Source organism: Streptococcus sp. 2018WUSS126, assembly GCF_044427425.1.
GTDB classification, from domain to species: domain Bacteria; phylum Bacillota; class Bacilli; order Lactobacillales; family Streptococcaceae; genus Streptococcus; species Streptococcus hashimotonensis.
On record NZ_JAOTGB010000001.1, the window covers coordinates 70,194 to 94,142 of the forward strand.

The 23,949-nt window shown below is 39.1% G+C and carries 20 protein-coding genes; 17 read left to right on the forward strand and 3 right to left on the reverse strand.

The features are described 5' to 3' along the window. The 7 genes from arcA to ODU34_RS00445 all read left to right on the forward strand — a co-directional run bounded on the left by arcA (position 1) and on the right by ODU34_RS00445 (position 11,895). Positions 1 to 1,230: an arginine deiminase gene (arcA, locus tag ODU34_RS00415; RefSeq protein ID WP_029694042.1), complete on the forward strand. Its 1,230-nt coding sequence runs from the start codon at positions 1 to 3 to the stop codon at positions 1,228 to 1,230. Further along, complete coding sequence (locus ODU34_RS00420) at positions 1,230 to 1,670, forward strand: GNAT family N-acetyltransferase (RefSeq protein ID WP_202847482.1); 441 nt, start codon at positions 1,230 to 1,232, stop codon at positions 1,668 to 1,670. The genes arcA and ODU34_RS00420 overlap by 1 nt, the downstream gene beginning before the upstream one ends. Positions 1,671 to 1,688: 18 nt before the next feature. Then, entirely contained in the window at positions 1,689 to 2,702 is a 1,014-nt protein-coding gene (gene argF / locus ODU34_RS00425) for an ornithine carbamoyltransferase (RefSeq protein WP_011922164.1), read from the forward strand. Positions 2,703 to 3,015: 313 nt separating this feature from the next. Continuing rightward, positions 3,016 to 3,963: a carbamate kinase gene (gene arcC / locus ODU34_RS00430; RefSeq protein ID WP_024385497.1), complete on the forward strand. Its 948-nt coding sequence runs from the start codon at positions 3,016 to 3,018 to the stop codon at positions 3,961 to 3,963. Between the two features lie 342 nt (positions 3,964 to 4,305). Continuing rightward, the gene (locus tag ODU34_RS00435; RefSeq protein ID WP_205014892.1) at positions 4,306 to 5,808 is read left to right on the forward strand and encodes a YfcC family protein; all 1,503 of its coding nucleotides are present in this window, start codon (positions 4,306 to 4,308) and stop codon (positions 5,806 to 5,808) included. 118 nt (positions 5,809 to 5,926) lie between these two features. Then, positions 5,927 to 7,267 carry a dipeptidase gene (locus ODU34_RS00440; RefSeq protein WP_205014894.1) on the forward strand — a complete coding sequence of 447 codons (1,341 nt, stop codon included), beginning with the start codon at positions 5,927 to 5,929 and terminating at the stop codon, positions 7,265 to 7,267. Between the two features lie 368 nt (positions 7,268 to 7,635). Continuing rightward, the gene (locus ODU34_RS00445) at positions 7,636 to 11,895 is read left to right on the forward strand and encodes a family 16 glycosylhydrolase (RefSeq protein WP_398578265.1); all 4,260 of its coding nucleotides are present in this window, start codon (positions 7,636 to 7,638) and stop codon (positions 11,893 to 11,895) included. Positions 11,896 to 12,186: 291 nt separating this feature from the next. On the opposite strand, the gene ODU34_RS00450 is transcribed toward ODU34_RS00445, so the two are convergent. Next, on the reverse strand, positions 12,187 to 12,660 hold the full coding sequence (locus tag ODU34_RS00450) for an arginine repressor (protein ID WP_002941715.1): 474 nt from the start codon (positions 12,658 to 12,660) through the stop codon (positions 12,187 to 12,189). Positions 12,661 to 12,708: 48 nt separating this feature from the next. Next, a complete protein-coding gene (gene queA, locus ODU34_RS00455) occupies positions 12,709 to 13,737 on the reverse strand; it encodes a tRNA preQ1(34) S-adenosylmethionine ribosyltransferase-isomerase QueA (protein ID WP_024400153.1) in 1,029 nt (342 codons plus the stop codon). Between the two features lie 349 nt (positions 13,738 to 14,086). Here queA and ODU34_RS00460 point away from each other — a divergent pair, with 349 nt between their 5' ends. The 10 genes from ODU34_RS00460 to dltD all read left to right on the forward strand — a co-directional run bounded on the left by ODU34_RS00460 (position 14,087) and on the right by dltD (position 22,510). Further along, positions 14,087 to 14,791 carry a glucosamine-6-phosphate deaminase gene (locus ODU34_RS00460; RefSeq protein ID WP_105178748.1) on the forward strand — a complete coding sequence of 235 codons (705 nt, stop codon included), beginning with the start codon at positions 14,087 to 14,089 and terminating at the stop codon, positions 14,789 to 14,791. A gap of 461 nt (positions 14,792 to 15,252) precedes the next feature. Continuing rightward, positions 15,253 to 15,600: an SSU0592/SSU0593 family protein gene (locus ODU34_RS00465; RefSeq protein WP_105178749.1), complete on the forward strand. Its 348-nt coding sequence runs from the start codon at positions 15,253 to 15,255 to the stop codon at positions 15,598 to 15,600. 407 nt (positions 15,601 to 16,007) lie between these two features. Further along, positions 16,008 to 16,322: an SSU0592/SSU0593 family protein gene (locus tag ODU34_RS00470; protein WP_024400404.1), complete on the forward strand. Its 315-nt coding sequence runs from the start codon at positions 16,008 to 16,010 to the stop codon at positions 16,320 to 16,322. Between the two features lie 430 nt (positions 16,323 to 16,752). Further along, positions 16,753 to 17,127, forward strand: coding sequence for an SSU0592/SSU0593 family protein (locus ODU34_RS00475; protein ID WP_024400405.1), 375 nt, complete (start codon positions 16,753 to 16,755; stop codon positions 17,125 to 17,127). Positions 17,128 to 17,236: 109 nt separating this feature from the next. Beyond that, positions 17,237 to 17,584, forward strand: a complete 348-nt coding sequence (locus ODU34_RS00480) for a hypothetical protein (RefSeq protein WP_013730312.1) — start codon at positions 17,237 to 17,239, stop codon at positions 17,582 to 17,584. A 470-nt stretch (positions 17,585 to 18,054) separates the two neighbouring features. After that, positions 18,055 to 18,180, forward strand: a complete 126-nt coding sequence (dltX, locus tag ODU34_RS00485; RefSeq protein WP_002937209.1) for a teichoic acid D-Ala incorporation-associated protein DltX — start codon at positions 18,055 to 18,057, stop codon at positions 18,178 to 18,180. 16 nt (positions 18,181 to 18,196) lie between these two features. After that, complete coding sequence (gene dltA, locus ODU34_RS00490; protein ID WP_024382733.1) at positions 18,197 to 19,732, forward strand: D-alanine--poly(phosphoribitol) ligase subunit DltA; 1,536 nt, start codon at positions 18,197 to 18,199, stop codon at positions 19,730 to 19,732. Next, positions 19,729 to 20,970, forward strand: coding sequence for a D-alanyl-lipoteichoic acid biosynthesis protein DltB (gene dltB / locus ODU34_RS00495; protein ID WP_398578266.1), 1,242 nt, complete (start codon positions 19,729 to 19,731; stop codon positions 20,968 to 20,970). Before dltA ends, dltB begins: the two co-directional genes overlap by 4 nt. A gap of 42 nt (positions 20,971 to 21,012) precedes the next feature. Continuing rightward, complete coding sequence (gene dltC / locus ODU34_RS00500) at positions 21,013 to 21,252, forward strand: D-alanine--poly(phosphoribitol) ligase subunit DltC (protein WP_398578292.1); 240 nt, start codon at positions 21,013 to 21,015, stop codon at positions 21,250 to 21,252. Then, positions 21,245 to 22,510 carry a D-alanyl-lipoteichoic acid biosynthesis protein DltD gene (gene dltD / locus ODU34_RS00505; RefSeq protein WP_398578267.1) on the forward strand — a complete coding sequence of 422 codons (1,266 nt, stop codon included), beginning with the start codon at positions 21,245 to 21,247 and terminating at the stop codon, positions 22,508 to 22,510. Before dltC ends, dltD begins: the two co-directional genes overlap by 8 nt. A gap of 443 nt (positions 22,511 to 22,953) precedes the next feature. On the opposite strand, the gene ODU34_RS00510 is transcribed toward dltD, so the two are convergent. Beyond that, positions 22,954 to 23,916, reverse strand: coding sequence for a glutathione S-transferase family protein (locus ODU34_RS00510; protein ID WP_398578268.1), 963 nt, complete (start codon positions 23,914 to 23,916; stop codon positions 22,954 to 22,956). Between the last annotated feature and the right edge of the window lie 33 nt (positions 23,917 to 23,949).

Consider the following 23,949-nt stretch of genomic DNA (forward strand, 5'->3'; position numbering starts at 1 on the left):
ATGTCAAACCATCCAATTCATGTTTTTTCAGAAATTGGTAAGCTGAAAAAAGTTATGTTACACAGACCAGGTAAGGAAATTGAAAACCTGATGCCTGACTACCTAGAACGCCTACTTTTCGATGATATTCCATTCTTAGAAGATGCACAGAAAGAGCATGATGCTTTTGCTCAAGCTCTTCGTGATGAGGGGGTAGAAGTGCTCTACTTGGAAAAATTAGCTGCTGAGTCACTTGTTACACCTGAAATTCGTGAACAATTTATTGATGAATATCTCGAAGAAGCTAACATTCGTGGTCGGGCGACTAAGAAGGCAATTCGCAAGTTGTTGTTGTCTATTGAAGATAATCAAGAACTGGTTGAGAAAACGATGGCCGGTGTTCAAAAGGCAGAATTGCCAGAAATCCCTGCTGAAGAAAAAGGTTTGACAGATTTGGTTGAATCCTCTTACCCATTTGCAATAGACCCAATGCCAAACCTTTACTTCACACGGGATCCATTTGCTACGATTGGTAATGCTGTTTCTCTTAACCACATGTATTCAGAAACACGGAACCGTGAAACCTTGTATGGTAAATATATCTTCACTCATCACCCAGAATATGGTGGAAAAGTTCCATTGGTTTACAATCGTGAAGAAACTACTCGTATCGAGGGTGGGGACGAATTGGTTCTTTCAAAAGATGTTTTGGCAGTAGGTATTTCACAACGTACCGATGCTGCATCAATTGAAAAACTATTGGTAAATATCTTTGAACAGCATGTTGGCTTCAAGAAAGTATTGGCATTCGAATTTGCTAACAACCGTAAATTCATGCATTTGGATACGGTATTTACCATGGTTGACTATGATAAGTTTACTATCCACCCAGAAATTGAAGGTGACCTTCGCGTCTTCTCTGTAACCTATGAAAATGATACGCTTCATATTGAAGAAGAACATGGTGACTTGGCAGAACTTTTGGCTGCGAACCTTGGTCTTGAAAAAGTAGAATTGATCCGTTGTGGTGGCGGTGATATGGTTGCTGCTGGTCGTGAGCAATGGAATGATGGTTCAAATACATTGACCATTGCACCAGGTGTGGTAGTTGTTTACAAACGCAATACGATTACCAATGCAATCCTCGAGTCCAAAGGGCTTCGTTTGATTAAGATTGGCGGAAGCGAATTGGTTCGCGGTCGTGGTGGACCTCGTTGCATGTCAATGCCGTTTGAACGGGAAGACATCTAATGCCAAGTATAGAACGAACAACAATCGGTTCGGAAGAATGGCAACGCGCAGCCTCTATCTATGTCCGCTATAAGGTATTTGTTCTTGAGCGTGGCATTGCAAAGGAAGATGAATTTGACCAGAATGATACTGAAGGAAGAGTTTACGCCAATCTCTTTATTGGTGAGGAGCCTGTTTCAACGGGACGTTTTCTTCCTGTCGGTCCTGGTCAAGCTCGTCTAACCCGAATAGCCACTCTACCGAATTTTCGTGGAAAAGGCTATGGAAAAATGATTATCAGCTCTTTGGAAGCTTATGCACGTGAAGCAGGCTTTCATCAGTTGGATATACATTCGGAGTTAACTGCAAAGACTTTTTATGAGTCAGTCGGCTACCAAGCAACTTCTGAAGTTTATCAAGAAGATGGAGAATGGTGCCAGACATTGACAAAATTTATTTAAACATTAGGAGAAGAGACAATGACAAACGTATTTAAAGGCAGACATTTCCTTGCAGAGAAAGATTTCACACGCGCAGAATTGGAATGGTTGATTGATTTCTCAGCTCATTTGAAAGATTTGAAAAAACGCAATATTCCACACCGTTATTTGGAAGGTAAAAATATTGCCCTCTTGTTTGAAAAAACATCAACACGTACTCGTGCTGCCTTCACAGTAGCATCTATTGACCTTGGTGCTCATCCAGAATATCTTGGTGCAAATGACATCCAACTTGGTAAGAAAGAATCTACAGAAGATACTGCTAAAGTTTTGGGACGCATGTTCGACGGTATTGAATTCCGTGGTTTCAGTCAAAAAATGGTGGAAGAATTGGCAGAATTCTCTGGTGTGCCAGTATGGAATGGTTTGACAGATGCATGGCACCCAACTCAAATGTTAGCTGACTACTTGACTGTCAAAGAAAACTTTGGCAAGTTGGAAGGTTTGACTTTGGTTTACTGTGGTGATGGCCGTAACAACGTTGCTAACTCACTTTTGGTAACGGGCGCTATCCTTGGTGTCAATGTCCATATCTTCTCTCCAAAAGAACTCTTCCCAGAAGAAGAAGTAGTTGCCTTGGCTGAAGGTTTTGCCAAAGAAAGTGGAGCACGTGTTCTCATTACTGACAATGCTGACGAAGCAGTCAAAGGCGCAGATGTTCTCTATACAGACGTTTGGGTATCAATGGGTGAAGAAGATAAATTCGCTGAACGTGTTGCCCTCTTGAAACCATACCAAGTGAATATGGAATTGGTGAAAAAAGCAGAAAATGAAAATCTCATCTTCTTGCACTGCTTGCCTGCCTTCCATGATACAAACACTGTTTATGGTAAAGATGTCGCTGAAAAATTTGGCGTAGAAGAAATGGAAGTAACAGACGAAGTATTCCGTAGCAAGTATGCTCGTCACTTCGACCAAGCTGAAAACCGTATGCACACAATTAAAGCGGTGATGGCGGCTACTTTGGGTGATCCATTTGTTCCACGTGTGTAATACTCTTCGAAAATCAAACTCATACGTTGTTGCCTCGATTTGATGACTGAAAAGCTCCAGTGGAGGTTTTCAGCCTGTTCCCTTGAAGTATAAAAGGAACGGAGTTCTATCTTCATATGTCGAAACGAACTTCGCTCGCTTTATTTCCAACCTCCAAAGGTTCCCCGAACCTTTGGAGCAAGTCTGATTTTGATTTTCATTGAGTATATTCTCTAGTCATCGCAACCTCCGGGGGCTGGCACCCAGCCCCTTATTTTGAGGATAGATGTGTAAGCGATTACTATTTCGCGAAAGTGAGGAAAAAGCAAGAGATATGGCAAATCGTAAAATTGTAGTAGCCTTGGGTGGCAATGCCATTTTATCGTCCGACCCATCGGCTAAAGCACAAAAAGAGGCCTTGGTACAAACAGCCAAGCACCTTGTAAAATTGATAAAAAATGGGGATGACCTTATTATCACGCATGGTAATGGTCCTCAGGTTGGAAACTTACTTCTTCAAAACCTTGCTGCTGATTCGGAAAAGAACCCAGCTTTTCCACTAGACAGTTTGGTAGCCATGACAGAAGGTTCGATTGGTTTCTGGTTGCAAAATGCCTTGGAAAATGAATTGATCAAGGAAGGCATTGAAAAAGATGTAGCATCTGTTGTGACCCAGGTTATCGTGGATAAGAATGATCCAGCCTTCGAAAATTTGACCAAGCCGATTGGGCCATTCTATACAGAAGAAGAAGCGAAAGCAGAAGCAGAAAAGACTGGTGCAACCTTCAAAGAAGATGCCGGTCGTGGTTGGCGCAAAGTCGTTGCTTCGCCAAAACCTGTAGGAATCAAAGAAATTGGTACCATTCGTACCCTTCTCAATGCAGGTGAAGTTGTCGTAGCTGCTGGTGGTGGAGGTATTCCAGTTGTCCAAGAAGCAGATGGTACTCTTACCGGTGTGGAGGCAGTTATTGATAAGGACTTTGCTTCTCAATGTTTGGCAGAATTGGTTGATGCAGACTTGTTTATCGTCTTGACAGGCGTAGACTATGTCTTTGTCAACTACAATAAACCAGACCAAGAAAAATTAGAAACTGTTACCGTAGCTGAATTGGAAGAATATATCAAACAAAATCAATTCGCACCAGGTTCCATGTTACCGAAAGTTGAAGCAGCTATTGCTTTTGTAAACAATAAGCCGCAATCAAAAGCAGTCATTACCTCATTAGAAAACTTAGGCGCTTTGATTGAATCCGATAGTGGCACTATCATTGTCAAAGGCTAAGTAGCTGTATGTATCGTTGAGGCTTCTATTTGTTGATGTACTCTGCATGAAAATATAGTTTTTAAACTAGACGGGTTATTTATTGATGGAGTTAGGGGAGTGGAAGTGTTGATAGTCCTACAAGGGTTCCCTTTAATCGAAACATGAAGGTCTGGGCTTCTAAGCTCCCTCCCCTCTCATCCATTTCCTATCAAGTATCTATCTATAAGCAATGATTTCAGATAATAGACTGAAGGAGATAGACATCTCTTGAAGATAGGTGGATATTTGATACGGTTATTACGGATACAATTTCCCTTAAATAGGGGATAAACTTTTAAAATATTATAGGAGGTTTTTGCGATGAGCGAAAAAGTGAAAAAAGGCTTTAAATTGCCTTCGTCTTATACAATATTGATGCTCATTATTGCCTTTATGGCAGTGATGACATGGATTATTCCAGCTGGTCAGTATCAGGTTGATGAAGCCGGACGTTTGGTGGCTGGTACCTATGAGAAGGTTGCTCAAAATCCACAAGGGATTTACGATGTTTTTATGGCTCCAGTTCGTGCCATGCTTGGTCACGGTGCAACTGAAGCAGCGATTAACGTAGCATTCTTCATCATCATGGTTGGTGCCTTTCTTGGTGTAGTTAACGAAACAGGTGCACTTGATGTAGGGATTGCTTCTATTGTAAAACGCTTCAAAGGTCGTGAAAAAATGTTGATTTACATTCTCATGCCTTTGTTTGCCTTGGGCGGCTCAACCTATGGTATGGGTGAAGAAACAATGGCTTTCTTCCCACTCCTTGTTCCTGTTATGATGGCGGTTGGTTTTGACAGTATTACTGGTGTAGCCATCATCTTGCTGGGTTCTCAAATCGGCTGTTTGGCTTCTACTGTAAACCCATTTGCAACGGTTGTAGCCTCTGATGCAGCAGGTGTAAGTGTTGCGGACGGTATGATTTGGCGCTTTGTCTTCTTCGTTGTTATTCTCTTGATGGGGGTTCTCTTTGTAGCTAACTATGCTGAGAAAGTGAAAAACGATCCGACTAAGTCCTTGGTATACAAACAGCGTGAAGCAGATATGCAATACTTTAATGTCGCAGCAACTCAAGAAGTGAATGCAGAATTATCACCAGCTCAAAAACGTGTTCTCTGGGTATTTGTACTGACATTTGTTCTCATGATTTGTAGCTTTATTCCATGGGAAGGTTTGGGTGTGACTATCTTTACACAATTTAAAGATTGGTTGATTGGTCTTCCATTCATCGGTCAAGTGATTGGTTCTTCAACAGCTGCTCTTGGTACTTGGTACTTCCCAGAAGGAGCAATGCTCTTTGGTATCGCAGGGATTGTAGTTGGTTTAGTTTATGGTATGAGTGAAGAACGTTTGGTAAAATCCTTCATGTTCGGTGCGGCTGATATTTTCAGTGTAGCCTTGATTTGTGCTATCGCGCGTGGTATTCAAGTCATCATGAACGATGGTATGATTACTGCTACTATTCTCCACATGGGCGAAGAAGGATTGCAAGGTTTGTCTTCACAAGTATTCATCATTTTGACCTATCTCTTCTACCTACCAATGTCCTTCTTGATTCCATCTTCATCAGGTCTTGCAGGAGCTTCTATGGGTATCATGGCACCTCTTGGTGAGTTTGTAAATGTACCAGCGAGCTTGGTTATCACAGCTTTCCAAGCTGCATCAGGTCTCTTGAACTTGGTAGCTCCAACATCAGGTATTGTAATGGGAGCCTTGGCACTTGGTCGTGTTGAAATTGGTACTTGGTATAAATTTGTAGGTAAGTTAATCGTAGGCATCATGATTGCCTCCATAGCTATTTTGGTCATTGCGACATTCTTCTAATCGAAATTCTGGGTCAGATTTTATCACGAATACAGATAAAATTTGGCTCAGTTTTTCCTTTTATGATAGAATAGTGCTATAAAATATATCATATCTTATTATGTTGAAAGGGGACACAATGAGAACAAGTTTTATTCAGTCATCGCATCAGGAGGCATGTATTCAAGCCATCCAAGAACTGGTTGCTTTTCCTTCTGTTTTGCAAGAACATCAGGCAGATACGCCATTTGGTCAAGCGATTCAGGATGTTCTGGAGCACACGTTGGCTTTGACGGAAAAGATGGGTTTTAAAACTTATTTAGACCCTGCTGGCTATTATGGCTATGCTGAAATTGGGCAAGGCGAAGAATTATTAGCAATCCTTTGCCACTTAGATGTGGTACCTGCTGGTGATCTTAGTCAATGGCAGACGCCGCCTTTTGAGGCTGTGGTAGAGGGAGACTATATTATTGGACGCGGGGTTCAGGATGATAAAGGTCCTTCGATGGCAGCCTTATTTGCAGTAAAAGCACTTCTTGATGCGGGAGTCCAATTTAACAAACGGATTCGTTTCATTTTTGGAACAGATGAAGAGACCTTATGGCGGTGTATGAACCGCTACAATCAGTTGGAAGAAGTGGCAACTATGGGCTTTGCACCAGATTCTTCCTTCCCTTTGACTTATGCTGAAAAAGGATTGCTACAGGCCAAATTGCATGGTCCAGGTCACCCTTGTCTGAGTATCGAAGCGGGAACTGCCTATAACGTAGTACCTGCTAAGGCAAGCTATTCTGGTCATTTATTAGCGGGAGTTATTGCGGAATTAGATCAATTAGGCTTTGATTATGAAACCAAAGATGATCAAGTAACGGTTCTTGGTATTTCTCGGCACGCCAAGGATGCTGCCGAGGGGGTCAATGCCATCGTTCGTTTGGCAAAGGCCTTGGAACATTTCGAAAGCCATCCAGCCTTGGACTTTATCGTCAATGCAGTTGGTGAAGATGCCACAGGATTTAAGCTTTTTGGTGATGTGACTGATGGACCATCAGGGACACTCAGTTTCAATATTGCAGGCCTAACCATTAGCGCAAAAAAATCAGAAATTCGCTTGGACATTCGTATTCCTGTCACTGCGGATAAGGAAGCGCTAGTTTCTACTTTACAAGCCAAAGCGCAATCATGTGGCTTGACCTACGAAGAGTACGACTACCTTGCTTCCTTGTATGTGCCATTAGACAGCCAGCTGGTATCTACGCTCATGTCTGTTTATCAAGATAAGACAGGAGATTTGACAAGCGAGCCAATCTCGTCAGGTGGGGCTACCTTTGCTCGTACTATGCCAAACTGTGTGGCCTTTGGTGCATGTTTCCCAGATACAGAACAAACAGAGCATCAGGAAAATGAACGGATGCCATTAGAAGACTTATATAAAACAATGGATATTTATGCTGAGGCAGTCTATCGCCTAGCTGCGGAATAGCCATTATCAGCATTGAATATTAAAATACAGTTTAAAAGCTCTTAGTGAAATATCTGAGGGCTTTTTATGAAGAATAACATTAAAAAGATGAGATAGAAATGTGTCACTGTTTACAAGAAGTGGACAAAAATATATGAAAGTGTGACTTATTATATGCTGTTTTAAAAATAGACCCCATCTGCATATAGAATAAGTCAAGTTAGACTATTCTACAATAAAACGCTTACATGTTATATTTGTGACAGAAATGCGATCGCACATCAACCAGTAAACTGAATTTTGAGTCTTATACGAGGCTAAAAAGGTTTACAAACTGCTTTATTTTGGCTATAGGTAGGATAAACTTGCAGACTTTATAGGAGGAAATAATGAAAAAAGAAACAGGTAAGTTTACGAAAAAAGTCATCCTTGGTCAGCTTCTCATCTGTACCAGTTTTTTGGTATGGGCAGGACAGACCGTTGCAGCAGAGGAGGTATCTCAGGGAGAACCAGTAGCAATTAACAATGAGACTCCACCTGCTATTGAAGCAAAACCACTTGTGGAAGCTACTCCATCAACTGAAACAGAACCTTCAACTCCAGAAGAAAAACAGGAGGAACCAAAGGTAGTTGAGAAAAATGTGGTAGAAGGGAAAAAGCCCGTAACTAACAGCCAGCATCAGATGGTTTCTGAATTATCAACGGTCCCTTCTGTTTCTATAAAAAATCCAGATGCAGCTACAGATGGGAGTGCTTACGGTAGTAGCGATGATGCCAATAGCAATACCAAAATCATTGCTGGTAAAGAAACTGGCGAATCAGATAACGGTTACTCCAAGTGGGATCATGTTTACGTTCAGTATGATTTTGAAAAGGAAGTTCCCGTCTATACTGTAAAAATTCATCGTAATACTTATGATAATGCAGTGTCTACTTTTAAAGATGTTAAAGTGGAATTGTCTACAAGTGCAGATTTTTCTCCTGAAACCACAGAAGTCATTTTCAAACAGGCAGATGTAGAAGAAACAGTTGCGAATAAAGGACAGCCTCAAGTCATCCAATTGCCAACACCAATCAATGCTCGTTATATTCGTATTTGGGGACGGGGGCATTATATCCAAAATACAAACAGTTCCTGGAAGGGATATAGTAATGGCGTTCTCTTTAACGAGATAGAAGTCTTGGCGCAGGTTGAAGCAGATGCTGGTACGAATGAAGAACCACAAACCGAGCTAGTCAACCTCGCTAAATTAAAAAAACCATATTTCTATGGTAAGGCTCCAACCAATCCAGAAGCCATTAACGATGGAAAGTTCGACGAGAATTATACTACTCAAGAATCAATAGGGGATAAAGCTTATCTTCAATACGAATTTAGAAATGTCTATACTATTGAGGAAATCAAGGTTCAGTTAGCTCCTGGAGAGTATCGTAATTTCCGGATAGATTTGGATGATGATTATAATGATGGTAATAATTATAATACAATCTATAAGAATGAAAATTTCACCATTGACAAGGAACAGATTATAACGATTAAAACTCCGAAGAACTCTAAAGCGCGTTATGTTCGCTTTAGAGGTACTCGCGTAGATGATACTCCTCTTCGCTATTCAGAAATTCAGATTATGGGACGAGGAAAATCTTATGACGAATCTGCTCCAGAATACGTTCCACCAAAATCTGAATACGATACATTAGTCTGGTCTGATGAATTTAATGGCGATAAGATTGATGAAAGTAAATGGCAAATTATTGATGGCATGTGGAATCATGCGGCTATATACAATCGTAAAGCAGTTTCTATCAAAAAAGATGGCGACAAGAGCTATTTGTCTATCCGTAGCACGAACCATAAGGATAAAAAAGCTTTGGTTGAAGCAGTTGGGCACGATCGGTATGATGATAAAGAATTACCAGATAAAGTAACATGGTCTTCTGGTCGCCTAGAATCTAAAGATAAGTATTCTTTCCAATTTGGTCGAATGGCTGTTCGAGCTAAGGTAAATGACTCTAAGGGAATCTGGCCTGCTATTTGGATGTTGGCACAGGATGAGACCGGGCATGACGAAATTGACGTTTTGGAATACCTTGGTCAAAATCCATGGGATGCATGGACAACTAACCATTTTGGTATTTTGGCAAAAAATAAAAAATCTGATGGCTCAGCTTATAAGAATTACGAAGCTTGGAGTCAGGAATTCCATGTCTACGAAGTCGAATGGACCCCAGATGTCATCAAATGGTATATTGATGGAAAATTTGTTTTTCAAACAGACCGTGGTAAGGATCGGGATGGTATGCACACCCGCCCTATGTTCCCGATACTGGAAACCCAAGTTGGTGATGGCTGGGTTGGTGATGTTGATTACAAACGCAACATGACTAAACAGGATAGTGAGTACTTGGTTGATTGGGTTCGAATTTATCAAAAAGCAGATCAAAGTAAGGTACGTTTTGATAATCTAGATGATGCCAAGCCTAATGATTATGTCATTAAGCCACAGCAAAAACTTGGTCACCTTGTAACAGTCTCTAACGGGAAAGCAGCTCATGAAAACAAAAATAATTTCTACTATGGAGGTCAACCACGTTACGAAACAAGCAGGCTCTATGCTGATGGTGATGGCGAAAATGCACTAGTTTACAAGATTGCTAATCCAGAGGCTTTGCACTTAACGACTTATTACAAAACACTTGAAGACTATTCTGTCTATAATAAAGAAGCAGGGGCTAATGAAGGAAAATCTGTTCGCAAACATTTGATAAATGCAAAAGACGGTGAAATTGACTTCACTGTGTATTCATCTGTTGATGGCAAAAGCTGGAATAAAGAGAATGTTACTGTAGTGGATAATTTTGTAGAAGCAACCCCAGCTTATGCACGCACTACATTTGATATTCGCAACATTCGAAAAGGTACTAAATTTGTGAAGATCGTCTTTCCAACGGTCAAAGGTATTTCCTATAAGTTGGAAGATGGAACAGAGAAAGGCCTGCAAGCCAGTGATGTTCAGTTAGCAAAAGTAACTTTTGTAGCTACTCATCCTGAAGCAGAACCAGAAAAACCTATTGTTGATCAAGAAAAACTAGCTTTGTCTAAAGTCTTTTCACTCGATGCCGGTCGCAAGTATTTCTCTGTAAATCAGATAAAGGAGATTATTGATTTAATTTCTTCTTATGGTTACACGGATATGAACCTCTTATTGGGAAATGATGGTCTGAGATTTTTATTAGATGATATGAATTTGACCGTTGGAGATAAGGTGTATGACAGTGAAGCAGTTAGAAAAGCAATAATAAATGGTAATAAGCATTATTATGACGATCCAAACGGTACAACCTTAAGCCAGAGTGAGATGGATGATATCCTTGCTTATGCTAAGGAAAAAAATATTTCCATTATTCCAACTATCAATAGTCCAGGGCATATGGATGCGATTGTAGAAGCAATGGAAGAATTGGGGATAAAATCGCCAAAATTTAGTTATAATGGCAAAACATCTGCACGTACAGTTGATTTAAAAAATGACCAAGCAGTTGCTTTTACTAAAGCCTTAATTGATAAATATGCTAGTTACTTTGCAGGCAAATCTAAAATTTTTAATATTGGCTTAGATGAGTATGCTAACGATGCTACAAATGCTTCTGGATGGCACATTCTTCAGACACAAGGTGATTATGGTAAGTTTATTCAATATGCCAATGATTTAGCAGCTATCGTCAAGAAGCATGGTTTAGAGCCAATGGCTTTCAATGATGGTATCTATTATAACCACGATACTAGTTCAGGTACTTTTGATAAAGACATTATTGCTTCTTTCTGGACAGGAGGTTGGGGAGGATATGATGTTGCTTCCTCAAAATTCCTTCATGAAAAAGGGCATAAAATTCTTAATACAAATGATGCTTGGTACTATGTTATTGGACGTGAAGCAGAAGGTTTGGGATGGTATAACCTTGATCAAGGCCTTCGAGGAACTAAATCTACAAGGTTTGATCAAGTACCGAAATCTGAGAATACTAAGGTACCTATTATCGGTAGTATGGTTGCGGTATGGGCAGATGACCCAAGCAAGCCTTACAGCTATGACTCAATTAAAAAACTTTTGCACAGTTTTACGGAAAACAATTCTGATTATTTTTTGGCAGAGTACCGAGATTTGCGAGAAGAAGTTGGGATGATTCCTACTGATTTAGATTCCTATACACCAGAGAGCGTGGCGACTTTAAAAGAGGTCTTGAACAAGATTGATTGGAAACTAAGTAGAAATAACCAAGCGTTTGTTGATGGTTACTTGGCAGAAGTAAAAGCAGCGCGTGAAGCGTTAGTTCCTGTGACAGCAAAAGGAGACAGCGTCAAAGCGGAGCCCTTACCAGAAGGCAAGCTACCTCTGATTACTGCTAAAGGAAAAAGTGTCCAAGCAGAACCACGCCCTGCCTTTAAGGGATACCTGACATCAAACTATGGACCATCTGTCACACCTTTATCACTTGCTTCAAAAACTAGCGGAGAGCAGTCAAGTTCCAATCAAGTAGCTTCTCAGAAGAAAGAATTGCCAAATACAGGCGCAGTAGATGGTCTTGGATTCTCTCTCCTTGGGATGCTTGGTCTGGCATTTGCTAGTCGCCGGCGGAAGGAGGAGTAATATAGCCATTTGAGTGAATGTTCAGGGCTTTCTAATTGTAATGATATAGTCATCTAGTTTTTCTTTCACTTGCTTTGCCGTACTTCAGTACAGCCTGCAGCTCATTGCCTTGTACAAAAAGTAAACTAGAAGGCTATTGAATAACAGTATAATTTTTTGGCAACTACTAAAAATCCCCCGTAATAAATCTTATTACGGGAGATTTTCGTTTATGAGCATAAAGGGAAGTTATTGATATTTATTTGAAAAATTATCTTTAAAATTAAATATGTTGTTTGTGAACATAAATTTTTATAATTTACTAAAGAAAAATGGTGGAGTAAACTGTTTCAAGTGCTCGAAGCAAGCTTGTGCCCCCTCGACATCTTCACAAATGATGAGACAGACATCGTCACCGCAGACGGTTGCTACAATTTGAGGAATCTCCATGGCATCCAAAATAGAACCGAATGAGTTAGCCAATCCAGGTAGTGTCTTGAGAACCACTTGATGTTGGATAGGTTTTAGCATGACCAAAGCATCTTCCATATAGAGTCGCAGTCGTTTTTCCCAGCGAGTAGGAGCAATGGGGTTGATGACATAGTGAGAAGAATCATCTTCGTTGACTTTGACAAGATTGAGCATCTTGATGTCACGAGAGAGGGTAGATTGGGTGACGGAGACTCCGTTGACCTCTAGTAATTCTTGCAATTCCTGCTGGGTATGTATTTTCTTCTCCATGATTAGAGACAGGATCAGCTGATGGCGGCTTTCAATCTTGTTCATAGGGCCCTCCAATAAAATCAGAATTCAGAATAATTTGGTGATAACAGCCTATTGAATGAACATTGCATCCCCAAAACTAAAGAAGCGGTAGCGTTCTTCAACAGCATGTTTATAAGCATCTAACGTAAATTCTCTACCTGCAAAGGCAGAAACTAGCATAACCAAAGTAGATTTTGGCAGGTGGAAATTGGTTGAGAAGGCATCAACGATTCGGAAGGTGTAGCCAGGTTTGATGAAGATATTTGTCCAACCAGAATCAGCTTCCAAACGGCCATCAAATTTATTACCGATGGTTTCGAGGGTGCGGATGGATGTCGTGCCGACTGCGACGATACGACCACCGCTATCTTTGACCTGATTGAGGGTTTGAGCAGCTTCAGCTGATAGGTTATAGAATTCCGAGTGCATTTCATGCTCATCAACGTTATCAACAGAGACTGGTCGGAAGGTCCCAAGCCCAACGTGAAGAGTCAAATAGACTAGTTTCACTCCTTTAGCTTCGATTTTTTCAAGTAACTCTTGGGTGAAATGTAGTCCAGCAGTTGGGGCTGCGGCAGAACCGTTTTCCTTGGCATAAACTGTTTGATAGCGTTCACGGTCTTCTAATTTTTCATGAATGTAAGGTGGAAGTGGCATTTCGCCTAGGCTTTCCAAGACTTCAAGGAAGATACCTTCATAGGAGAATTCAACAATTCTTCCACCGTGTTCTAATTCTTCTACGATAGTAGCAGTTAATCGTCCGTCACCAAAAGCGACTGTGGTACCGACTTTCAGACGTTTTGCTGGTTTGGCAAGAACTTCCCATTGATCACCTTGGGTATTTTTCAAAAGTAAAAGCTCAACATGTCCCATAGTTTCAGGCTTGTAGCCATAGAGACGGGCAGGTAGAACACGCGTATTGTTCATGACCAGAGCATCACCGGGATTCAGCTGGTCGATGATATGGTCAAAGTGACTGTCAACCATGCTCCGTTTTTCGCGGTCGAGGATCAATAGTTTAGAGCTGTCGCGCTTTTCAAGGGGAACTTGAGCGATAAGCTCTTCGGGTAAATCAAAATCAAAATCTGCAGTATTCATATTCACTCCTTAGACTAAAATAAAATATAGGTAAAATAAATCAATAGGGCAAATGGCAAAGCCACCAATAGACTACCGATCAGGTAGAAAATAAACTTTAGGACCTTTGATTTAGAAATAAAATAGCCAGTAAGGCAGAACAGAACACCAATAAAAAATAAGTAAAAAAGCACATCTGTCATAAATGTATTATATCATAGTTAGACACTTAAGTCTTGATGGATGAGAAGAGATTTAAAATTATTTGTGTTGATTTAATACTCTATAGGAATAAATTCTTGACAAAAATTGGTCTATACCATATAATAAAGAAAAAAACTAGAAATGGTATAGACCAAAGAGGTGTGTTATGAAAATTCATGTAGTAAACAATCAAGTTGAAGGAGCAACTGTAGCATTGGACATTTTGAGAGAAAAGTTGAACGGAGGTGCCAAGGTATTAGGTTTGGCAACAGGCTCCAGTCCGTTAGAATTTTACAGATTGATTCGTGAGTCGGATTTAGACTTTTCGGATGTGACATCTGTAAACTTGGATGAGTATGTCGGTTTAGGTGAGGAGAGTGACCAATCCTATATTCATTTTATGAAGGAAAATCTTTTCAATGCCAAACCGTTTAAACAATCTTTTTTACCGAATGGTTTGGCGACAGATGTAGTTGCTGAAACAGAACGTTACAATAAAATTTTAGCTGAACATCCAGTTGATTTCCAAATTTTGGGTATCGGTCGCAACGGCCATATCGGTTTCAACGAACCAGGTGCTCCATTTGATGGTCAGACCCATCTGGTTGAATTGGCGCCATCAACCATCGAAGCCAATGCACGCTTCTTTGCTGATCCAGAGGAAGTGCCCAAGCAGGCTATTTCCATGGGCATCGCCAACATTATGGCAGCCAAGACCATTGTCCTCATGGCTTATGGTCAGGAAAAAGCTGACGCCATTAAGGCGACTGTGGAAGGGGCAGTGACAGAGGAAGTTCCAGCAAGTGTCCTCCAAAACCATGACGATGTCGTTCTTATCCTCGACCAAGCAGCAGCGAGTAAATTAGTGTAGTATGTTGTAAACGATTATTCTTAGACATAAAGTTGGTTGCAACAGTACAATAAGTATAATTTCTGAATGAATCTAGGTTCTTTTTCCATTATGAATTTGACAAAAATTGTGAAAAGGCATGTAACTTATATTTTTAAGGGCATGCCTTTTGCTATTCTGATAATCCATATCAGTTGTTATATATTGAATGGATTATAACATAAAGTTGGATGTGAGAGAAACTTTCAACAAGAGGTATTGCTATCCTTTATCATGTTGAAAATTGATAAGGACAAGTGAAATGAGCGAAACAGTATCATTTTCTCTACGTTTTGTATAACGTTTTCATTTTTTTCAGGTAGTTTTCTGGTTTTTATATAATCTTTTTCTAAAGTTGGTTTTTGAGTTATTTTTTTGTGCTATACTGTTACTACGTTTCCGATAGGAGGAAGCAAATATCTATACAAAGGAGATGTTTCATCATGAAACATATTGTAACAAAACGTAATTATAAAGTTGGTGCATGCGCTATGGCACTTGCATTGCTGATGACTACTGCAGGTGGTGCAGTTGTAAATGCAGATCAGCGCCTTGAGTCATCAGCTGGCTTCGAACAGCGTGGTGATGTACTTCTAAAATTGAAAGAATCAAATCAGACTTTCAATGAAGGAGGGGTTGGAAATTTAGAGTCTATCAACTCACCTATGCCTCAAGTAGCCCCTTCTGTACAAAAATCATCATGGTTTGGTTCATTTTGGGGTGGTGTAAAAACATTCTGGAATGCATTATGTTGTTCTGTGGGACTAACTGGGCTCAAAGTTAGTAAGTAACATAGAGTTATAATCTTGTAATATTTAGTCAATTAATTTGCAAATCCTTCATACTTCACTAACTTTCTTAAATTATTTAATTTTCTATATATTACCCTCTTAGAAATCTTTTTCATCTATACATTCATAACTTTAATAATATAACTCGAATTAGTATGCCCTCTATGAAAATAGAGGGTTTTAAACATTTTAGAGATATTTTTTCTTTATTATCACAATTATTCGAGACAAGTTTTTTGAACCACAAACATTGCATGTATATTTTTTATCTTTATATTAATATTTCCATATCTTGGAGTTTTATAGTTTTTTATCTAACCTTTTTCTAAAGTTGGAATTTGAGTTGTCTGTTTGTGCTATACTATCATTTGTAGAGACGAATATCGTATAAAGGAGATATTTCAACAATGAAGCAACTTGTAACAAAACGTAGTTATAAAATTGGTTTGAGTGCCATGGCTTTGGTCTTGCTAATGACCACTGCAGGTGGTGCCACTGCACATGCAAGTAAGGGTACCTATAGTGTTGAAACTCGAGGTGATGCTAAAGTATACAGGTTGTTGGAAGCTCCAACGGAGTCTTTTGCACAGGGGGTCGTATTTTTGAAACCTGTGAATAATTCTACAACTAAACCATCTGAAACCAAATCATGGTTTGATTCTTTTTGGAGTAGTGTAAAAACATTCTGGGAAGCATTCTGTCGTGGAGTTGGATGGTGTTAAGTAGAATGTTTACTATTTAGAGTTATATTCTTGTAATATTTAGTCAATTAAATTTGCAAATCCTTCATACCTTCATTAATCTTTCTTAAATTTTTAATTTTCTATATATTACCCTCTTAAAAATCTTTTTCATCTATACATTCATAACTTTAATAATATAACTCAAAATAGTATGCCCTCTGTGAAAATAGAGGGTTTTAAATTTTTTAGAGATATTCTTTTTTTATTGCTTCGCTTATTCGAGACAAGCTTCTCTTGAACGGATCGTATCCTATTTCGGATTTTTATATTAATATTTTTATTTTTTGGAATTTAATGGTTTTTTATCTAATCTTTCTCTAAAGTTGGGATTTACGTTATTTTTTTGTGCTATACTGGCACTACATTGTCTAAAAAAGGGCGAATATTGTATAAAGGAGACATTTCAAAAATGAAACGTATTGTAACAAAACGTAGTTATAAAGTTGGTCTATGTGCTATGGCTCTTGCTCTTCTGATGAGCACTGCAGGTGGCGTAACTGCTGGTGCACAAGACTATCATGTCGAATCATCAGGTGCTCTTAAGCCAATTGGAAATGGAACGTTTATGAAAATGGAATACTCAGCTTTTCCTAAGGATACTCCTATTGAGAATAATGGGGTCAGTGGGTTGAGACCTATTCATAGTCAGAATGCTGATTCAGCTAATTCATCTGATTCTTGGTTTTGGAACTTATGGAAGAAATTCAAAACAGTTTTCCAATCATTTATTGAAAATGGGGTACGTCGTGGTTTCGGTATACAAAGATTATTTGGATTTAAATAGTCAATAATTAAAGTGTTATTCAAATGTTCATAATCTTGTAATATTTAGCGCAATTAATTTATAAACCTTCATATTAAAAAAACTAATACTTTGTAAAAGGAGACATTTCATGAAACGAGCTAATTCAAAACTAGCAGCTTTAACACTCATTACAACTCTTGCGGTTACCTCTGTGATTGGGACAACGGTGCATGCTGATGTTCAAGAAAAAGCTGACCAAGCAGTGTCACGCGGTTTTAAACCAATAGATGACGAGTCACTGAGAAAAGCACTTGGAAATAGTAACCCACAGAACTATACAATACGTGCTAAGCTACCAGAAAATACCAATCTCAAAAGTCAAGGAATAAGTATTACCGGAAAAGTTGAAATTCCATCTAAATCTTCTGAAAACTCTTCATGGTTTTGGAACCTTTGGACTCGTTTTACAACTTTTGTCAAAGGTATTTTTAGCTAAGATTTCTATTTTTCGTTGACTTCATATGGATAGAGAAGAGTGGTTCATGTGAGCTTTTATTCAAATGAAAAGCGTATGAAATATTGGAGAGATCTAGGTATCTAAACTAGAGATTGTGCAAGAAATTATGTAATAGCCTCACATTTTTTGCGAATGAGATGTTGACACGAATTCCATATTTCTTGAGTCTCGGTTGTAATTTTTCTTAGATAAATTAAAGAGTGAAAAGTTTAGGATGTAATTGTTCTAAACTTTTTATATTGCATCGATAAAAAACACAGTCTTTGTGTAACAGGTATATTCTTGTATTTTTTAGTGAAAAAAGAAATAAATTGACAAAATTATGGTAAAATATAGGTTGATTTAAAATTAATCATCTAATGAATGGAATGAGTTCGAAGTAAGTCAAGATTGACTAGACATTGTATTTAAAGCAATTCGCAGGAATAAGAGATGGAAGGAGATAGAACATGCAACATCCAGTTGTACGATTTATCTGTAGAACCCTGTTCTATTTTTTTATATTGTTACTACTTTTGTATCTGTATAGTTATTTAGACATTGGACAGGGAGGATTTATCTATAATGAGTTTTAAAGAGGAGAGTATAAAAATGATTAGCAGTATGTTAGAGCGGGTAGAGCATTTTGCGACAGAAAATCCTGACTACCCTGTTTACCATTATCTAGAACAGTTGTATAGTTATGGGGATTTAAAGGCAGATTCAGATTCTTTAGCAGCCCATATTGATAGTTTGGATTTACCAGCAAACTCTCCTGTTCTTGTTTTTGGCGGACAGGAGTACCAGATGTTGGCAATCTTTGTTGCCTTAACCAAGGCTGGCCATCCGTATATCCCTGTAGATAGTCATTCTGCTTTGGATAGGATTGAAGCTATTCTGGAAATAGCAGAGCCGAGTTTGGTGTTTGCGGTAGCAGACTTTCCGCTAGAGACAAGTTTGCCAGTGCTTGGTTTGTCTGAAGTTGAAGCCATTTTTGAGAAGAAGTCGACTTATCAGTTGATGCATCCTGTAAGTGGAGATGATACCTACTATATTATCTTCACTTCTGGGACAACGGGTAAACCAAAAGGAGTGCAAATTTCGCATGACAATTTGCTCAGCTTCACTAACTGGATGATAAGGGATAAGGAGTTTGCGCTACCAGAGCGACCGCAAATGTTGGCTCAACCTTCCTATTCGTTTGACTTGTCGGTTATGTATTGGGCTCCGACGCTTGCCCTTGGTGGGACCTTATTTGCCCTACCGAAAGAGTTGACTTTGGATTTTAAGACCTTATTTGCAGCTATTCAAACTTTGCCATTTAAGATTTGGACTTCGACACCATCATTTGTAGATATGGCTTTGCTATCTCGTGAGTTCGATGGGGAACATTTACCAGATTTGACGCATTTCTATTTTGACGGAGAGGAGTTAACTGTAAAAACAGCTCAGAAGCTCCGCGAACGTTTTCCAAAAGCTGTGATTGTTAACGCTTATGGACCGACCGAAGCTACAGTCGCCTTATCAGCAGTTGCCATCACTGATGAGATGCTGGTGAATTATAAACGTTTGCCGATTGGTTATACCAAACCAGACTCGCCAACTTTTATTTTGGATGAGGATGGTCAAGTAGTACCGAATGGTCAACAGGGAGAAATTGTTGTATCAGGTCCTGCTGTCTCTAAAGGCTATTTGAATAATCCTGAGAGAACCGAGGCGGCATTTTTCCAGTTTGACGGCTTACAGGCCTATCATACTGGGGATTTGGGTGTAATGACAGATGAAGGTCTGTTACTCTATGGCGGACGTATGGATTTCCAAATTAAATATAATGGTTATCGTATCGAGTTGGAAGAAGTTGCCCAACACTTAAATAAATCAACCTACATTGAGGCTGCGGTGGCTGTTCCACGTTATAATGCTGACCATAAAGTGCAAAATCTGTTAGCTTATGTTGTTCCTAAAGCAGGGATTATGGAGCAGTTCGATCGAGAGTTGGAGTTAACCAAGGTTATCAAGCAGGAGTTAAAAGAACGGATGATGGATTATATGATGCCTTCGAAGTTTATTTATCGAGACAGTCTTCCTTTGACTGCAAATGGGAAGATTGATATTAAGGGGTTGATCGCTGAGGTGAATGCTCAATGATGGAGTTTTTCAAACAGCTACCTCAGTTAGAGCCTTATGGAAATCCATTGTACTTTTTCTATCTAGTCTTGGCGCTAGTACCAATTTTTATAGGACTCTTTTTTAAAAAACGTTTCCCCTTGTATGAAACAGGTGTTAGTTTAGCCTTCATTGTCTTGATGTTTACAGGTACAAAGACAATGCAGTTGCTGTCTTTATTGGCCTATATTATTTGGCAGACAATATTGATTTTTTTCTACAAGCATTATCGTCAACGGGCAAATCAAAGCTGGGTCTTCTATCTAATCGTGTGTTTAGCTGTTTTTCCGTTGACTTGGGTAAAGTTGGCACCGACTTTTAGTCAGCATGGGGCAATTTTCGGTTTTTTAGGTATTTCTTATTTAACGTTTCGGTCGGTCGGAATGGTGATTGAAATGCGGGACGGTTTACTAACGGAATTTAGTTTGGGAAGTTTTTTGCGATTTTTGCTATTTATGCCAACTATTTCGAGTGGTCCTATTGATCGTTATAGACGGTTTACGGAAGATTACAAACAAATTCCAGAGCGAACTGAGTTATTAAATATGCTCGATCAGTCTGTGCATTATATTATGATGGGCTTCTTATATAAGTTTATTCTAGCCTATTTTGTCGGGCATACTTTACTGGAGCCTTTAAAGGCAGTAGCCTTGGATCAAGGTGGATGGTTTAACTTACCTACTATTGGAGTTATGTATCTTTATGGTTTTGAATTATTCTTTGACTTTGCAGGCTATTCCATGTTTGCCATAGGTATTTCCAATCTTATGGGTATTCGCTGCCCAATTAACTTTGATCAACCGTTTAAATCGCGTGATCTTAAGGAATTTTGGAATCGATGGCATATCAGCTTATCTTTTTGGTTCCGTGATTTCGTCTTCATGCGTCTGGTTAAGACTTTGTTGAAACATAAGGTTTTCAAAAATCGAAATACGGTATCTAATGTTGCCTATCTGCTAAATATGCTCTTGATGGGCTTGTGGCATGGTGCAACATGGTATTATATTGCATATGGTCTCTTTCATGCTTTGGGGTTGATCATCAATGATGCTTGGATTCGTAAGAAGAAATCAATTAATTTAGCTCGAAAAAAAGCTGGGAAAGAACCACTGCCGGATAATCGTTGGACGAGTTTCGCTGGTATGTTTGTGACCTTCCATACGGTCATGTTCTCTTTCTTGATATTTTCAGGATTTTTAGATAAATTGTGGTTCAAGTAGACAATAGGTAACGATTGTATGAATCGTAGAAAGGAATATAAAATGAATGTAAAAGAAACAATATTGAATATTATCGAAGAATTATTTATGGAAGATGTATCTGAAATGATGGATGAAGACCTATTTGATGCGGGTGTTTTAGATAGTATGGGGACTGTAGAACTTATTGTGGAGTTAGAAAGTCGTTTTAATATTACAGTTCCAGTTTCAGAGTTTGGTCGTGAAGATTGGAATACAGCTAACAAAATCATTTCTGGTGTTGTGGAGTTGATGCATGCGTAAGCAATTGTGGCAGATTTTTGGACCTGTGATTTGTGCAACGTTTTTAGTTATTCTCACGTTGTTGTTTTTCCCGAGTTCTTCTCGGTCAAATTTCAAAGAAGAAAAACAAGATGCAGTAGCATTGTCTTATATTAGTTTTAAGAGCAAATATAAGAAAAATAGGGCTCTGGGAGACAAAAATCATCGTTTTGTTCCTTTCTTTGGGTCAAGTGAGTGGTCACGTTTTGATAGTATGCATCCATCAGTGTTGGCAGATGCCTATCAGAGAGAGTATACTCCCTATTTGTTAGGACAACGTGGTGCAGCTTCGCTGACACAATATTTTGGCATGCAACAGATTGGGGAACATTTAAAAAATAGTCAGGCTATCTATGTTGTTTCTCCTCAATGGTTTTCACCAAAAGGGGCATCATCTAAGGCATTTGAACAATATTTTAGTAGTGATCAAGCCACTCATTTTCTGCAAACAAGTGCTGGGGATGACTATGATAGATATGCAGCAAAGCGTTTCTTAGAGCTTAAATCAGACTATAGTTTGACAGGAATGTTTCAAAAAGTAGCTAGTGGTAAGGAATTGTCGAAATGGGATAGAGAACAGTTGATCTGGCAAGCCTATTTATTAGAAAAGCAAGATGCCTTATTTAGTCGCTTTGCTGATTCTGGTAGTAATTTAGGATTGGTAGAAACGGAAGCGATGAAACTTCCAGAGACTTTTTCCTATGACCGCTTGAGTAAAGTGGCTAATGAGGACGGGAGTCGTTCTACTCAATCAAATGATTTCCAAATTGATGATAGGTTTTATAGAAATCGCCTTCAGTCAAAAATCAAAAAACTCAAACAATCCCAGACAAAAATATCTTATCTGCAATCACCGGAGTACAATGATTTTCAGCTGGTTTTGAATGAATTTGCTAAACATCAGACCGATGTGCTATTTGTAATTCCCCCGGTTAATGAACGCTGGATGAACTACACTGGTCTCAATAAAGATATGTATCGGGCAACAGTAGCAAAGATTAAGTACCAGTTGACCAGCCAAGGTTTCAATCATATTGCTGATTTGTCGGAGCAGGGGGGGATAGATTATTTTATGCAAGATACGATCCACATCGGTTGGCAAGGCTGGCTGGAGCTTGATAAGTATATCCGCCCATTCTTGACAGAACAACAAGCACCTGTTCATTATCAGTTAAAAAAAGAATTTCTAACTTCCGAATGGGCTACATATAAGGGAGATTTTAACCTATTTTTGAAATAGTTAGATACAGTTATAATAAAAAGCAAGAAGGCTTTGAATTAGGAAGTCTCCTTGCTTTTTTTGTACGAATCCCGAGAAAAACTTGTTTTTAGTCCAGAGAGAAGTGAAAGAGGCTTATACTCATTTAAAATCAAAAATAGCCACCTACCACTCCAAGTGGATATGGAGCGTTTCGATTTTGTTATTTTTTTAGAAGAAAACAGCTACTTGAAATCCACAATCCTCAACTTAAACTTATAAATTAAAGTTTCACATGTTATAAGTAGCTTAGACTTGCTATTTTTGATTTTTATTGAGTATTAAAACGTACGAAGGCGACACGTCTACAAGATAATTACTATAGGTTACAAGAGAGTCCAGATTTGCAGGAGTTAAATAGACTTCTAGGAATTAAGTGGAATCGGAGGCTAAAGTTTGAGGAATTTAGTAAAACCTACTTGCCTTTAGTTTTCAAGTGTCCAGTCCAAGTCAGGGCCGACTGGAACAATGCCCGTTGGGTTGATGGTCTTATGGCTACCGTAGTAGTGCTGCTTGATATGGTCGAAGTCCACCGTTTCTGCAATACCGGCATGATTGTAGAGTCGCTTAGTGTAATTCCACAGATTTGGATAGTCAACCAAGGCCTTTATATTACATTTAAAATGCCCAAAGTAAACAGGATCGAATCGTACCAAAGTGGTAAAGAGTCGAATATCAGCCTCTGTCAGCTGATTGCCCACCAGATAGTCCTTGTCTGCCAAATGCTTTTCCAATTTATCCAAGGCGGAAAAAAGGTTCTTGACCTCTTTTTCATAGACTGCCTGACTGGTTGAAAAAACTGCCTTGTAGACGCCATTGTTGATGTTTGGATAGACAAAGTCATTCATGGCATCAATCTCGGCTTGCAGGTTTGCTGGATAGTAGTCATCGTAATTTCCAGTAATATCATTAAAAGCAGAGTTAAACATGCGCATGATTTCAGCAGATTCATTGCTGACGATGGTATTTGTTTCCTTATCCCAAAGGACAGGAACGGTTACACGGCCAGTGTAATTTGGGTCTGCTTTCAAGTAAACTTGATAAAGATAGTCGCTGTTAAAGAGGGAATCCTTGATAACACCAGGTCCGTCCGCAAAAGTCCAACCATTTTCCAACATGAGCGGATGTACGATTGACAGAGAAATATGGTCTTCCAGACCCTTCAATTTTCGCATGATTAAGGTCCGACTGGCCCAAGGACAGGCCAAAGAAATGTAGAGATGGTAACGTCCTGATTCAGCCTTAAAACCACCCTCACCTGTCGGTCCTGCTTGTCCATCGGGTGTAATCCAGTTGCGAAATTGTGTTACGGTACGGACAAATTTACCGCCTGTTGACTTGGTGTCATACCATTGATCCACCCATTTGCCATCTTGTAAAAGTCCCATAAAGTTCTCCTTTATTATAAAAAGTAGGAAATC

Coding starts and splice junctions, on each gene's coding strand:
- dltA (WP_024382733.1), top strand. CDS start 18,197: ATGATTAGCAGTATGTTAGAGCGGGTAGAGCATTTTGCGACAGAAAAT.
- ODU34_RS00475 (WP_024400405.1), top strand. CDS start 16,753: ATGAAACGTATTGTAACAAAACGTAGTTATAAAGTTGGTCTATGTGCT.
- ODU34_RS00445 (WP_398578265.1), top strand. CDS start 7,636: ATGAAAAAAGAAACAGGTAAGTTTACGAAAAAAGTCATCCTTGGTCAG.
- ODU34_RS00450 (WP_002941715.1), bottom strand. CDS start 12,660: ATGAACAAGATTGAAAGCCGCCATCAGCTGATCCTGTCTCTAATCATG.
- dltD (WP_398578267.1), top strand. CDS start 21,245: ATGCGTAAGCAATTGTGGCAGATTTTTGGACCTGTGATTTGTGCAACG.
- arcC (WP_024385497.1), top strand. CDS start 3,016: ATGGCAAATCGTAAAATTGTAGTAGCCTTGGGTGGCAATGCCATTTTA.
- ODU34_RS00465 (WP_105178749.1), top strand. CDS start 15,253: ATGAAACATATTGTAACAAAACGTAATTATAAAGTTGGTGCATGCGCT.
- ODU34_RS00470 (WP_024400404.1), top strand. CDS start 16,008: ATGAAGCAACTTGTAACAAAACGTAGTTATAAAATTGGTTTGAGTGCC.
- queA (WP_024400153.1), bottom strand. CDS start 13,737: ATGAATACTGCAGATTTTGATTTTGATTTACCCGAAGAGCTTATCGCT.
- ODU34_RS00460 (WP_105178748.1), top strand. CDS start 14,087: ATGAAAATTCATGTAGTAAACAATCAAGTTGAAGGAGCAACTGTAGCA.
- dltX (WP_002937209.1), top strand. CDS start 18,055: ATGCAACATCCAGTTGTACGATTTATCTGTAGAACCCTGTTCTATTTT.
- ODU34_RS00480 (WP_013730312.1), top strand. CDS start 17,237: ATGAAACGAGCTAATTCAAAACTAGCAGCTTTAACACTCATTACAACT.
- dltB (WP_398578266.1), top strand. CDS start 19,729: ATGATGGAGTTTTTCAAACAGCTACCTCAGTTAGAGCCTTATGGAAAT.
- ODU34_RS00435 (WP_205014892.1), top strand. CDS start 4,306: ATGAGCGAAAAAGTGAAAAAAGGCTTTAAATTGCCTTCGTCTTATACA.
- ODU34_RS00420 (WP_202847482.1), top strand. CDS start 1,230: ATGCCAAGTATAGAACGAACAACAATCGGTTCGGAAGAATGGCAACGC.
- dltC (WP_398578292.1), top strand. CDS start 21,013: ATGAATGTAAAAGAAACAATATTGAATATTATCGAAGAATTATTTATG.
- ODU34_RS00440 (WP_205014894.1), top strand. CDS start 5,927: ATGAGAACAAGTTTTATTCAGTCATCGCATCAGGAGGCATGTATTCAA.
- ODU34_RS00510 (WP_398578268.1), bottom strand. CDS start 23,916: ATGGGACTTTTACAAGATGGCAAATGGGTGGATCAATGGTATGACACC.
- argF (WP_011922164.1), top strand. CDS start 1,689: ATGACAAACGTATTTAAAGGCAGACATTTCCTTGCAGAGAAAGATTTC.
- arcA (WP_029694042.1), top strand. CDS start 1: ATGTCAAACCATCCAATTCATGTTTTTTCAGAAATTGGTAAGCTGAAA.